Genomic DNA, 13,095 nt, shown 5'->3' with positions numbered 1-13,095 from the left:
ACACTTGCACGCGTCATTGGAATCGTGTGAGGACCTCTCGTCGACTCCTCTAGTCGAGTGTCCAGTCTGCCGAAAGATAGGGCTGCCCGAGCGAATTAGGCTCCACGACTGTCGGGGGAGATAGTTACTAGATTGATTTCTACCATCGACGCTTATTCGTGTTCGAGAGCGTCGTATATATCGCGATGTTCGTCGCGGTCGGCTTTCGCAACACGGAGGACGAGCTCGCGTCGAATATCGTCCATTACTTCATCAAGCGGTGATTGCTCGCCTGTGTCTTCTTTTGTTGCCATACGAGGTCGGTCTCCTGTCTCTCGTTATTCGTTCGAGTCTGATGAATCGTTCGCTAGTTTGGTGAACCCGTAGTCAACGAGTTCACTCCGCCATTGTTCGATTGCCTCGGCTAAGTCAATTTCTTCGGTGTGCTCTTGGAGATACTCTAAGACTACATCCTCATCCACAGCGGTTTCGTCCATCCCGAATTGCTTGAGAATTGTTCTGATTTCGTTATCGTAGTCGAATCGGTAGCCGTTGAGGAAGTAAAAGACGTTTGCCGTATTGAGGGCAGTACGCTTGTTGCCATCAACGAACGGGTGATTTGCCACCAATAGTCGAAGCAGGTAGAATACTTTTTCGTGGATTGTTTCTGGAACTTCTCCGAAACTGCCAGTCTCAATATACTCAAGTGCAAACTCTACATCTCCAAGATTTTGAATACCGGGAGTGGTCTCTGAATACTCTGAGACAATGTCATCGTGTATCTTGACGACATCTTGAGTAGAAGGATACCAGAGAGTGTCCGTCATTCATCCATCTATCTGGCTAGGATGGGTATCAGAGTTTCTCTCCGTTACAGGTTACTGGGTTTTGAGTGACCACGATCGTGGGTGGTTGAGAGCACACACAATGAACTCAGTACATACCTCACACAGGCACTCTCTCGGACAGAGAACCCAGACGTCCAAGCACACTTGCACGCGGCATTAGAGTCTTGTGAGGCACTTTCGCCGATTCCTCTAGTTGAGTGCCCGGTGTGTTAGAAGGTAGGACTACCGAAGCGAATCAGGGTTCACAACTGCCAAGGAGGATAAATACTGATTGTCCAGTATGCGGTGGACACGTCACTACAGACTGTCGAGGAGCCCGGTGCGATAGCTGTGGATCCACACTCACACAGTAACTCAAACGAGAGTCAGGAACGAGTTAATGAACGGGTGGATGCTACAACAGATTCACCCTCGAAAGTCCTCTATTCTCTTCTAATATTGAAGGGGAGTGTCAGGGGTGCCTCTGACTGTCGTAATGGGTGTGTCAGCACTACGACGCCCGATTTCGGTGATGCAGCACGCTACTGCATCTCTTACTGTTGATTGCAGAAACATAATCTAACTGATTTGTTTTTGAGAGACAGCTTAGCGTAATATCATTCGCGCTTGAATCCCGAATTCACTCGTCAATAAGTCGAATACACTCTGTGGTGAATTGGTTCAAATCTCGTCCGGCCTCTGGTTCGAGTGAGACCACGACACCGCGTTTCTGTCCTCGAGGGAAGTGCATGATGATAGCGTCCTCGAATCGACGAATAGTCACGTACAGATCTCCGAGGGGGAACGCACGCTCTTCTGATGCAGAGGACTCTGGTTTCAACCGTGCGAGCATCCTGTCGATTTCGCTCAGTATCCGTTCTTTCCGGACATCGTCTCGAAGGTAGAGAACCTCATTTTCGTCATCGTCGTACTGCAAAACACCACGGAGGTAGCTTCCAGAACGACTCTCCAGATAGTTGAGTAGGTCTGTAGTTGCCATATATTTCGAGTTACCCAATTTGGGGCTAAAACAGTATTTTACCTTATTAGACATAACCGGAGGGATAATGTATTAAAATCCTGTAATGATAAGAGAAAGTTTAGTTTCGACAAGCACGTCACAGTCACTACCGTTCCGGAAATTTCACCAAATGCGACGGGAGGCCGCCTCGGTTCAGCTTCTTTTCCAGTCGATTTTGTTTCCCCAGAAGGGGTGCGGGGGCAGGAAAGCGCCTCGAGAACTAACAATGGCAACGCTCCAAGCAGCGACGACGTTAACCGGCGCGACCGTAACGGATGTACAGGCAGTCCGCCAGCTCTGTGATGCACATTGCTTTGGGACCCTGAATTGGGAAGTGGGCGAAGAAGGAGAGCTCATCATCTGGGGATACGACACCTTCGAGATCGACGAAATTCGTGAGGATGGGCTTCCTGACTACGAAGGTGGTCTCGCCACCGTCAGGGACTTCTGATCCAGACGGAGATAATCTCCCTTCCTGACTACGAAGGTGGTCTCGCCACTCACGAGTTCCTCCGAAAGCTGACCAACTATCTCGAACCCGGTGAAGAACTCGCGGCAGGGGACACGGTAACTGTAGGAGGGGGCACACCTCCAGGGGGACACGTCTGTCTCGGTCGATGGTATCCGCGTTCAGTTCGTCTTACTGAAGTGCATTGTATTGACGTCCACCGGCGACGGCCCCCACATGAACGTGTCTCGAGCACGTTTGGGGAGAGGGGTTCGGGAGATGAGCCAGAAGAACGACCGAATGAGCGGCCGTTTTAGCGTGTCAGGGACGGTAGCGCCATATTTGACGAACCCGGAGAACGGTCGTTCGGCCCGCCGCTGGAATCGAACGACCTCTTCGACTGCGGGTCGCCGAATCCATTCGTACCGTTCGAGCGCGTGGTTCGAAAGCGTCCCCTCGGTCTGGTCCAGGGCGGTCACAATCACCGAGTGAGCGACGACCGCATCCTGAATCGCCATCCCGTTCCCCTGGCCGCCGACCGGAGACGCGACGTGGGCAGCATCACCGACGAGCAGGAGTCCGTCTCGTGTCCATTCGTCGCTGATGCCTGGTTCGATATGCAACAGCGAACACTGGTCGAAATCAGTGAGCTGGTTTGGAAGAACCTCGGCCAACTCTGAGTCAATGGAAATGAGCTGCTCGTGGAACCATTCGATTCCGCGTTCACGGAGCTGTGGGTACGATCCCTTTTCGATCGACCAGCCGAACTGTGCCTCACCACCCCCGAGTCCAAAGGAAAGCAACACCCCGGAGGGACCGACTTTCGCCAGGACTGGTTTGTCGATAGTTGACGCGGGGAGTTTGAACCAGAGCAGTTCGAGGGTTGACTCGAACAGTCCGGGGTCGATGCCGGCCGCGCTTCGAATCGTCGAATATCGACCGTCCGCCCCGACAACGAGACGGCTCCGAATCGTAACGGATTCGTTGTGCTCCCTGTCGGTAGCGTGGACGCCGACGACCTGGTTCCCATCATGGAAGAGGTCTGCTGCAGGCATCCCGCTGTGGTAGCTGAACGACTCGAATTGGGATGCTTCATCGATGAGAGCCTGGAGCAGCGATGGCTGTTCCATCAAGAGAGCGTAATTGTACGGACCAGGCGCCGCTTCGAGGGACATAATCGGATAGGACCGCCCATAGACCTCCACTTCGATATCGCGTACCTCAGTATGATTCAATGTGAGAACGCGGTCGAGCATGTCCATTTGGTCGAACACGCGCAGTACTAGTGGTTGGAACAGGAAACCACGAAATTCGCGACGCAGACTCCGTTGGCGTTCAAGCAGAATTGTGTCGACGCCACTACGCGCGAGCAGATAGCTTAGGACACAGCCGGCAGGTCCGGCACCGACGATGACCACCTCCGTCTCGATTGTCTTGCCCTCAGTATTGGATGTATCAGTCATAGCTATGATCCACTTCGTGCCCTCCCCATCGTCCTAATCGCAGTTTGAGGGAATCGGCGGTGGATTGCAGGTGATTGGCTGAACCTCGTGGACGACGCGGAGCAATCGAGTATCGGCGTATGTCTCACTGGTGCTATTGGCCCGATTCTCCTCAGACGAGAGAAGTCAGCTGACCTCAGGTGGCACTTCATCGACGGAGAAATCATGTGCATCCAAGAGTTCGTCATATACGCATGAGATGCTGGCTTACGGCTTAGTATCGCGGGCTGGGTCCGCACCTAGAGTCCGACGCGGTCGGAGTCTGCAGATTCCGTGAAGATGGGTTTACAGAGATTCGAGGAGAAAGCCCACGACTTGAGTCGTGGGAGAAGTCACCGTTGTCGCGAGTTGTACTGGCCATCTCTACCAGAATTGAGTTTGTATCTACCAATGAACATTCGGATAGTCCAACGGTAGTCTCTAGTCGATCATCATCCGAGAAGAGTATCGTCCTCCCAGTTCCACGGACCGTGGTCGGCGTCGATCACACGGTGACGGCGTTCAATCGAGTCAATCAGCGTGATGTCCTCCTCGTCTAGGTTCAGGTCCAGCGCGGTGAGGTTCTGGGTCATGTGCTCGCGACTGCTGGCCTTTGGGATGGCGGCGACGTTATCATGTGAGAGTATCCACGCCAAACTCACCTGTGCTGGTGTGGCGTCGTGTTTCTCCGCAACGTCCACGATTTCGGGGACATCGAAGACCTCACCCTTCGCTAGTGGTGAGTACGCTACGAAGGTGTAGTCGTGTTTCTGTGCGTGTGCGACCAGATCACGTTGGGGGAGCAGCGGATGCATCTCGGCTTGGTGGGCGTATAGCGGGGCGTCGAGTACGTCCATTGCCTCGTCAAGTAGGTTAGAGGTGAAGTTCGAGAGCCCGACGTTGCGGGTCTTACCGGCCTCGTAGGCGTCGTCGTAGGCGGGCAGGACCGCCTCGTGGTCGTAGACTCCAGAGGGCCAGTGGACGTACAAGAGGTCGACGGTATCGACTCCGAGTCGGTCAAGGCAGCCGTCAATAGCCGCCGGCACCTGCTCGGCGTCGGAAGGCACATCGTGATGGACTGTCTTCGTCGATAGCCAGACGTCGTCTCGGGCCACGCTAGATTGGCGAATTCCCTCACCTACGTACTCCTCGTTCTCGTACACCTGTGCGGTGTCGATATGTCGAAAGCCAACGTCGAGAGCGGTCCGGACGTTGTTACGCCACTGTTCACGATTGTCGTCGGAGTATGTCCCCAGCCCGATCTGTGGGAGGTCCTCTCGTGGCATCGAGTCTAAACAGCCACCTCAGCGGCATCAGTCTGGTGGTCAGGTGCGACGTGCGACGTACGGTGTTGTGCTTCCGGAGTGACGAGAGGCGTGTACATCAAGTCTTCAACTGAAGCGGTAACGCGAACTTCCCTTCCTCACCGAGCGAACGAAGTGAGTGAGTAGGAGGGGAGGAGTGCGTCCGACGGGACACAGACACCTTCCAATAGTTAACCCAAATACCACATTGAAACTCCAATAGTTAACCCCGATACTACATTGAAACTGTGGCAGATGACTACGTGCATCGGACGCCAATCACTCGTCTCGACGTTACGGACGAGCAACGCAACCACCTCGAAGAGACGATTACCGAGTGGAAGCGTGGTTACCAACCATTCGATCTGCAAAGTCGTCGATTGTCGTTTTGCTAGTGGTCTCGTGCCGTAACTGTTGGATGACCTGTCGTCGGCGTCGATCAGCGATAAACTGGAGACAGTCGTCAAGAGTTTTCCCCACCATAGTAAACGTACCAGTAAGCATCCTCATAGAAAGCGAACAGTTTCACAACGATTGGGTTTTTGATTATGTGAGTGACACTATCAGCCAGATATGTTCGAGGCATGTATCAGTACGTCCAATCCTGCAGTTCGAGAATTGCCGATTTTTTACAAATCAGACTAGCTCTATTGTCGTTCCGCTGTCCTACAGTCTGTGACAGCACGTCTCGTTCTCTCTATCGGCGGAAGCGATCCTCTATCGGCCGACGGTCGAGTCCGCTCGCTCCTGGGCAAACAGGTCAAGGACGACCTTCGAGCCACCGAGTATAACGGGACCGACGAACAGACCAATCGCCCCAAACAGAACGATTCCCCCGAATATTCCCACGACGATGGTCGCGACGTTGATCGCTCCGCTACGGTTGATAATTGCCGGGCGAAGATAGAGGTCCGAGGCGCTGACCACCGACCCGTAGACGAAAAGCAGTACCGCTGTAGTGGGGCGGCCGATTGCGAGCAGGTAGCCTGAAACCGGAAGCCAGACACCGAATGCCCCAACGAGTGGGAGCAACGTGAGGACAAATGTGGCCACGGTCAAGAACACAACTCCGGGCATACCAACGAGCGCCAATCCGATGCCGAGCAGTACCGCTTGGACCCCCGCGACGGCGACGTTCCCGATAACGGACGCCCACATCAGGCCGTCAAGTTCTCTAAGAAGTTCCCGCTCCACACGATCAGAGAGCGGGACGATCGAATGCAGCCATGTGACGAACTGTTCACCATCTCGCAGTAACGCAAATAGTACGAAGACCGTCACGGTAAGTCCGATTAGCACACCAGGGAGCCCGCCGATGACGGTTACTGCGCCGGTTGCGAGACGCTGCAACCCGGTCGCGATTGGCTCTTGATATGTCGCATACAATAGATCGAGATCGATTACATAGCCAATGGTTTCGATTCGATCTTGGATGATGTCAAGACTGAGTCCTCCTTCTTCGAGGGCAGTTAGCAGGCCCAGTCCCTGCTGAATTGCGACTGTGAGAAGATACGCGACCGGGATGAAGAGTACAAATACCGAAAGCAAAATGAGGGTGAGGGCAGCCGTCACTGAGCTCGTGTACCGCTCGAGCTTCCGTTGTGCGGGTGCGAGAACGTATGCGAGGACGATGGCGAGCAAGATATACTGAAGTTGTGTGAAAACGAACAGTAGGCCGAGAACGCCGCTCACTACCGCCAAGATCGACAGTACAACACGGTCCGAAAACCAATGTCGACAGTTTCCTTGTTCAGTCATATTTGATATAAACGTCGCTTCATTATTTACTTGTGTGTACAGAATCGGGCCATCTGTCAGCTACCCCGTCCTAACCGCCTACGGCGGGGTGAGGACGGGGCTTGCGTGGCTTCCAGCGGGGGTGGGTTGTACGCCCGTCTGAACTTGTTTGCTGGCAGGTCGAACCTGCGAGGTGACTTTTAAACTTATTATTAGTTCAGGCTCTGGCCTCAACGCCGGTGACGGCCGAGATGTTCGTCGTCTTCGACCTCGTTCTCTTTGCGACCGAACGGTTCACGATGGACGTCACCACACCCACCGACCGCCACCGTTGGCCGAACGTTGATTCACCTGGCCGCCGTCCTAGAAGCATGGCCGAGTTTCCAGACGAACGACAGCTCGTACTACGGGCGCGTTCCCAGTTGGATCAGTGGACGAAGAGCGCTCGGAGAGAGGCATACACCGAACTGTTCGAAGGCGACGATCCGATCCTCTTCCCTGAAGAGATACAACTCCTCGATGCGCTCGACTCGGAACTGGAGCGACAGGGTGGCGATGGTGTCTGGGGGACCGATCAGTACGGAATCCACACGGCGGGGACCTCAAGCTCAGATACCTCACTTGGGGTCGTCTGTGTGTACCACCCACAGATCACCAAGGATTCCGTCCTGCGTGGGGCCGACGGTCTCGACGACGAGACCGAAGAGCGACTCAACGCAGCACTCTGGAAATACAGCGAGCGCGTCGCGACACTCGTCGAAGCAAAACTCGACGAGTTCGTTCGTCAAACGCAGAGTTAACTCCCGTCCAGATACACTTTCGGGTGATCGTGGACAAGGGGTTGAAGACTATCAAAGAACGATAGGCGACGAAAGCTGACGAAGTGACGGATTGTCGTTCGTCTCGGAAGATGAAAGATATTGAGTAGGTTCGAGAAAGGTGTCTCTCTCAATAATATCCCCGAGGAGTTCACACTGACGAGCGTCCACACAGTTATCCGAATCGGGTGCCTATTTCGAAGGATGCCAGACGACAAACGAGGCCGAGACGAGAACATGGACGACGAACAGCGACAACAGCCAGAGCGGAAGCGAGAGGATGTACGCGACCGCGCCCATGAAGACCGAGCGATGAGCGGTGACCCTGGTGGAAGGCTTGGTGACCTTGATGAGGTACTCGAAGCCCAAGAGTATCCAACCACGACGGATGAATTGGTCGAGGCCTATGGCGACTACGAGATCGAAACGCAAGGCGGGACGGAATCCCTCGAAGAAGTGCTTGCCAAAACCGATAATCAAACGTACGATTCCGCTGACGACGTTAGAAGTCGGATACTGGGACTGATACATCGATGACGAATTAGTTCGCGGCGTACGCGAATCCTATTCTGCTGGCTATTCGGTGGGGCTGCTCATGTGGCACGCGCGTCTACCCTGTTCTCCCCTCATGAACCGTCTTTCGTTATCCGCTGTCTCCACCGGGTACCAGCACGTCACGGCAGGCTCCATGGGTCGATTCCCATTGCATTGGTACTAGGCCTCCCTCCGAACCTGTATCCCTAACAGCCAGTTCAGAGCTTCAAGCGATGGTATTGTCGAGTGAACCCGTTGATCCCAAGGAAAACCCCCGGAACGAATCGTCCACACAGACTTCGAGTGACATAGGATTCTTGTCGCCAATCGAATCGAGTAGCGACAGGAATTGGAGACGCACGTATACGATCCGAGCCCAGGTCAGAGGAGCACGACCTGCGCCAGACCAAGGAAGATGAAAAACCCGAGGACGTCAGTCGCGGTCGTGATGAAGATGGTCGCAGACGTGGCCGGGTCGTAGCCGAGTCGATCCAGTAGGAGCGGAACGAGCGCGCCGAAGAACCCGGCGATGACGAGATTCAGTACCATCGCTATGCCGATGACTAGCCCCAACAGCGGACTCTGGTTGAACAGGGTGGCGATGGCGGCCACGATAATTCCGGTAATTACGCCGTTTGCACCCCCCGCAAGCACCTCGTTGCCAATGGCGCGCCTCCCTGTCCGAAGCGAGATTTGCTCTAGTGCGATGCCTCGGACTGTCACGGCCATCGACTGCGTGCCGGCGTTCCCACCCATCCCGGCGACGACCGGCATATAGATTGCCAGCAGCGTCAACGCCGCGATTGTGTCCTCGAACAGCCCGACGGTCGCCGCGGCGAGAAAGGCCGTTCCGAGGTTGATGATAAGCCACTTGTACCGCCGGCGAACCTTCTCGAGGGCGCCATCGAGAACACTCTCCTGCTCGTCGACACCGGTGAACTCATAGAGCGTCTGGCCGGCCTCTGCCTCGATGGCCCGCAAGAGGTCGTCCGCATAGATGACTCCGAGAATGCTGTCGTCTTCATCAAGGACGACGATTTTACCCTGAGGGTTGGCCCTGAACACCTCGATGACCTCCGAGTCGGGCTGTTCGTATCGAACCGTGGGGGCGGGGCGAAGATACTCGATGATGACCGCCGACCCGTGGCCAGCCAGGGCCAGGGTATGGCCAGGTAACTCTCCCAACACCTCGTCGCCATGGGTGACGAAGACGGTAGGGAACCGCCCAGTTCGGGCCTCGTGGCGTCGGACGATCCGTGCCACTTCCTCGAACCCCTGGTCCTTCTCGACGGTGACGTAGTCGAGGTCCATCATACCGGCGGCGCTGTCCGGACTGAACTTCAGGAGGAACTCGATCCGCTCCCTTCTGTCGGTATCGAGCTGACTGAGCACGGCCTCCTGAGTGTCTCTGTCGAGCAGTCCGATCACGTCGGTCGCATCGTCGGGATCAAGTCGGCGGACGAATCGCCGTACCTCCTGGCGATCCATGTCCTTGAGTACTTCTCGCTGGATCGATTCGGGCAACTGGAAAAACACCACTCGTTGCCGTGCCCACGGCAATGCCTGGAACTCTGCGCCTGGTGTCTCCGAAATGGCTATCTGCTGTTGGACATCGACCGTGAATTCTTGCATACAGTTACCACATCTCGCGTCGCATGAATCCCGAGAATAGACATGATGTGGCGTGTTCTGAGAGGCTCGAACGCATATCTACACTAACGCCCGGAGGCAGATACGTCACCGGCCGCAGTCGTCGGCACAGACTGATCGCGCTCGCCAACTGTACCGATACCCCGCCGTAATTCGAGTGCGCTCGCGTAATCGGCCTGCGAGAGAACCCCGACGATTGCGCCGTCCTCCTCGACGAGGGCGTACGACGTCTTTGTGGTGCCGAGTTCGACGAGTGCGTCGAAGGCGTCCGCCGTCGCCTGCACGGTAAGCGGTGCTTCGGCCATTACGTCAGTAACCAGAGTGGTTGCACGGTTGCGCTGGTCGACATCTTTCAGGTGTCGTAGTGAGACGATACCGACGGTGGCGCCTGTCTCGTCGGTAACGCCGAACTCGGTTCGACGGTTGACGAGCATCTGGTCGACGAACTCCGCGACCGTCGAAGTGGCCGAGATAGTGCGTGAATCGGGCGTCATGATGTCCGCGACGGTGACTCCAGCGAGCAAATCTTCGAGCGCCGTCGTGCGTGATTCGGAGGTCGCCGCTCCGTAGATGAACAGGGCGACGAACAGGAGGATGACGTTGAACGAGAACACGCCGATAACGGCGAACAGCAGGGCGAAGATGACGCCAACACGTGCGGCGATTCGGGTGGCCTGCCCGTACGGGCGTGTCCGAGCGAGCAGCGCTCGAAAGACCCGCCCGCCGTCCATCGGGAACGCCGGAACGAGGTTGAAGACCGCGAGCGTTACGTTAACGACCGCGAGCCAGCCGACGACGAACAGTACAATGGGGAGCGACGTGGGGATGAGCTGCAACAGGATGTAACAAACTCCTCCAAGCAGGACGCTCGTGATAGGGCCGGCGATGGCGATCCAGAACTCGCGATTCCACTCGCGCGGCATGGACGTCATGCTCGCGACACCGCCGAAGATCCAGAGTGTGATCGATTCGATGGTCAGTCCGTATCGAAGCGCGACCCACGAGTGACCCAGTTCGTGGAGGGTCACGCTCACGAACAGACCGAGCGCCGCCACAGCGCCGATCAGCCAGGGCGTCGCGCCCTGGCGCAGGACGGCAACGTCGAGTGTCGACCCGGTCAACCCATCAATGATTCCAGCGTAGAGGGGGATCTGCTGCCCACTTCCGATCAACCACGCGAGGATCGGGAGAAAGATGATCAGCGAAATGTTGATCCGGATGGGGATGCCCCAGACGCTGGTGAGTCGATAGCTACGCATTACTCTCCACCACCGGAGGGATTCTGTTCACCACCGTCGGACCGGAGGTCCGACGAGGCTCGCCTCGCTTTGCTCCCCTCACCGCCGTCGGCCTGGGGCGAGTTGTGCGGCGTCGGTTGGAGCACGTACGATTGTAGCATGATTAAGATATCGCCCTTCAGAGCCATAAAGAGGCGATATTTTCACGCCCTACGGATTTTTTCATTATGTGAGTTACACGCCGGGCGTAGCACTTCCTACCGCCGAGTTCGCTCGTGTTCTGAGGCGAGGTCGAGAAACACGTCGTCCTCCGCACCACACCGTGGGCAAGTATGCACGAAGTGGAGACCGTCCTCATCGCGCTTTTCTATTCTCCACTCTGAGCGGGCGCGAGCGACGTTCCCACATGCCGAGCAACGTTTTGGATGGTCCTGAAGATACGTCTGCATGAAGTCGATAAATGACTGCGTCCCATGACGGTGCGTCCGCATTGGTCAACCGTACGGGAAGCTCACGTATCAGCGTATTCCACCCGTTAGTTCTTCACCAGTACAGATCACAAAGTCCGAACTCTCTTTGACAGGTAGTGAGTGTGCCAGCCAGCAACGGTTACTCGTCTGTTTGTAGACATCAATCCAATCACCCGCCAAGCCACCAGCCATAGAGCTGTGCCTGCTCGTCTGTGTCGGGATGCTTCTTCGAGTGGCCGTAGGTCTTCCCCTTGAGCAGCTGACGTTCGACCGCGTTCGCAGCAAGTCGGAGAGCGTGAGAGGCACCGTATCCTTCCCCATCGGCCGTGAAGTAGCCGCGGTCGGTGACCAGTCGGATCCGTGCCAGTACCAGCGGCACCCCCCGACTTTGTTCCTTGTGCTCCTGCAGTTCGATGCTGGCCTTGATCACGCTCATCTCACCGTACTTCGAGGTCATGCTCTCAATCAGCGCGGAGACGTCGTCGTAGTCCATCCCCTCCAGCAGGTCGGGCCTGAACACCTGCACGGCGTTGCGGTCATCGCGCTCCCAGGTGAGCGCCTCGATGACGTCCGTTTTCGTGATGATACCGATTGGCTCGCTGGTGTCGTCGGCCGTAACGACGAGCGAGGATATCTCCCGCTCGAACATCGTCTCGACGACCTCGTCGAGCGGTGCACTTCGCTCGATGGTCACGACTGCGTCGGACATCAGGTTCCGTACCGGAAGATCGAGCATCCGGTCGGCATCACCCTCGCGCGCGCCGAATCCACCACGGTTCTGCCCGCCACCGCCGCGGCCACCGAAGTCGCTCGACGAACCACCTTGGCTCTTGCTGCCGCCTCGCGTCGTGAACTCGATGACGTCGTACAGGCTCAACATTCCCACGAGGTCGTCCCCGTCGACGACCGGGAGATGGGCGATCCCGGCTTCTCGAAGCATATTGAGCGCTTTCCCAATCGTGGTTTCAGGGGTCGCACTAATCAACTCCGCCGTGTAGGCATCCTCGACAGTGGCGGCCTCGAGAAACGGGCGTACTGCCTCGAGGACGGCATCGCCGGTCACCACACCGACAACACGGTTGTCATCGAGTACGGGGAGCGTTTTGGCGTCGCTCCCGATCATGAGCCGCGCGACCTCGCGGACATCCTCGGTGCGCTCGACAGTCGGGACGTGCTGTACCTGTGAGCCAACCTTCGCAGAGGGCTGGTTGGACGAGGAAGCTAGCTGTCGGCGGCTAACGACGCCACGATACTCGTCGCCGTCTGTTACGATGACGGCATCGAGTTCCTGATTCTCGAACGCCCCGGCGACCTTCGAGAGCGGTGTGCCGATGTCGAACTCCGTGAATTTTGGGGAGAGGATCTCAGATATATCCATGTGTGACTTTCTAGTGGGAGGGGCGCTGGACGGTTATGCTTGTTCCACAGCGCACGTGAAGTACCTCGGAGTCAAGCCCCGAGGCACTCGCCTTGCTTATCTGTAGAGACCCGACACTCAATAGCCGAGAGACTGTTTTGACTTAACCAACAGACATCGCGAATTCTCTAAGCTGTTGGTTAACAGGACGGCGGATGCTCAACATCTCAG

12 protein-coding genes and 1 pseudogene are annotated in these 13,095 nt (G+C 56.3%); 3 read left to right on the top strand and 10 right to left on the bottom strand.

What is annotated here, in order from left to right:
• Positions 1 to 152 precede the first annotated feature (152 nt).
• The 3 genes from LAQ74_RS17255 to LAQ74_RS17245 all read right to left on the bottom strand — a co-directional run bounded on the left by LAQ74_RS17255 (position 153) and on the right by LAQ74_RS17245 (position 1,806).
• Positions 153 to 293: a hypothetical protein gene (locus LAQ74_RS17255; protein ID WP_224337870.1), complete on the bottom strand. Its 141-nt coding sequence runs from the start codon at positions 291 to 293 to the stop codon at positions 153 to 155.
• 24 nt (positions 294 to 317) lie between these two features.
• The gene (locus LAQ74_RS17250) at positions 318 to 806 is read right to left on the bottom strand and encodes a type II toxin-antitoxin system death-on-curing family toxin (protein ID WP_224337869.1); all 489 of its coding nucleotides are present in this window, start codon (positions 804 to 806) and stop codon (positions 318 to 320) included.
• 640 nt (positions 807 to 1,446) lie between these two features.
• A complete protein-coding gene (locus LAQ74_RS17245) occupies positions 1,447 to 1,806 on the bottom strand; it encodes a DUF7522 family protein (RefSeq protein ID WP_224337867.1) in 360 nt (119 codons plus the stop codon).
• A gap of 247 nt (positions 1,807 to 2,053) precedes the next feature.
• Between LAQ74_RS17245 and LAQ74_RS20685 the strand changes: the two are divergent.
• Positions 2,054 to 2,379: pseudogene (locus tag LAQ74_RS20685) on the top strand (hypothetical protein); the annotation flags it as partial.
• Between the two features lie 78 nt (positions 2,380 to 2,457).
• Here the strand turns inward: LAQ74_RS20685 and LAQ74_RS17235 are convergent.
• From LAQ74_RS17235 to LAQ74_RS17225, 3 genes are all read right to left on the bottom strand, one after another.
• Positions 2,458 to 3,738 (bottom strand): FAD-dependent oxidoreductase, encoded by a 1,281-nt coding sequence (locus LAQ74_RS17235; RefSeq protein WP_224337866.1) that lies wholly within the window; start codon positions 3,736 to 3,738, stop codon positions 2,458 to 2,460.
• A gap of 470 nt (positions 3,739 to 4,208) precedes the next feature.
• Positions 4,209 to 5,042, bottom strand: a complete 834-nt coding sequence (locus LAQ74_RS17230; RefSeq protein WP_224337864.1) for an aldo/keto reductase — start codon at positions 5,040 to 5,042, stop codon at positions 4,209 to 4,211.
• Between the two features lie 735 nt (positions 5,043 to 5,777).
• Positions 5,778 to 6,818: an AI-2E family transporter gene (locus LAQ74_RS17225; protein ID WP_224337862.1), complete on the bottom strand. Its 1,041-nt coding sequence runs from the start codon at positions 6,816 to 6,818 to the stop codon at positions 5,778 to 5,780.
• 350 nt (positions 6,819 to 7,168) lie between these two features.
• Here LAQ74_RS17225 and LAQ74_RS17220 point away from each other — a divergent pair, with 350 nt between their 5' ends.
• Together LAQ74_RS17220 and LAQ74_RS17215 are read left to right on the top strand one after the other, a co-directional pair.
• Positions 7,169 to 7,597, top strand: coding sequence for a DUF7539 family protein (locus LAQ74_RS17220; RefSeq protein ID WP_224338072.1), 429 nt, complete (start codon positions 7,169 to 7,171; stop codon positions 7,595 to 7,597).
• A 222-nt stretch (positions 7,598 to 7,819) separates the two neighbouring features.
• The gene (locus LAQ74_RS17215) at positions 7,820 to 8,152 is read left to right on the top strand and encodes a DUF5789 family protein (protein WP_224337861.1); all 333 of its coding nucleotides are present in this window, start codon (positions 7,820 to 7,822) and stop codon (positions 8,150 to 8,152) included.
• Between the two features lie 378 nt (positions 8,153 to 8,530).
• On the opposite strand, the gene LAQ74_RS17210 is transcribed toward LAQ74_RS17215, so the two are convergent.
• From LAQ74_RS17210 to LAQ74_RS17195, 4 genes are all read right to left on the bottom strand, one after another.
• Entirely contained in the window at positions 8,531 to 9,781 is a 1,251-nt protein-coding gene (locus tag LAQ74_RS17210; protein ID WP_224337859.1) for a magnesium transporter, read from the bottom strand.
• An 83-nt stretch (positions 9,782 to 9,864) separates the two neighbouring features.
• Positions 9,865 to 11,058 (bottom strand): site-2 protease family protein, encoded by a 1,194-nt coding sequence (locus LAQ74_RS17205; protein ID WP_224337857.1) that lies wholly within the window; start codon positions 11,056 to 11,058, stop codon positions 9,865 to 9,867.
• Positions 11,058 to 11,198: a hypothetical protein gene (locus LAQ74_RS17200; protein WP_224337856.1), complete on the bottom strand. Its 141-nt coding sequence runs from the start codon at positions 11,196 to 11,198 to the stop codon at positions 11,058 to 11,060. Before LAQ74_RS17200 ends, LAQ74_RS17205 begins: the two co-directional genes overlap by 1 nt.
• A gap of 478 nt (positions 11,199 to 11,676) precedes the next feature.
• Positions 11,677 to 12,885: a CBS domain-containing protein gene (locus LAQ74_RS17195; protein ID WP_224337854.1), complete on the bottom strand. Its 1,209-nt coding sequence runs from the start codon at positions 12,883 to 12,885 to the stop codon at positions 11,677 to 11,679.
• Between the last annotated feature and the right edge of the window lie 210 nt (positions 12,886 to 13,095).

It is taken from the genome of Haloprofundus halobius, from assembly GCF_020097835.1.
Taxonomy (GTDB): domain Archaea; phylum Halobacteriota; class Halobacteria; order Halobacteriales; family Haloferacaceae; genus Haloprofundus; species Haloprofundus halobius.
The sequence above is the reverse complement of the archived record's forward strand: the minus strand, read 5'-3'. Positions and strand labels throughout refer to the sequence as shown.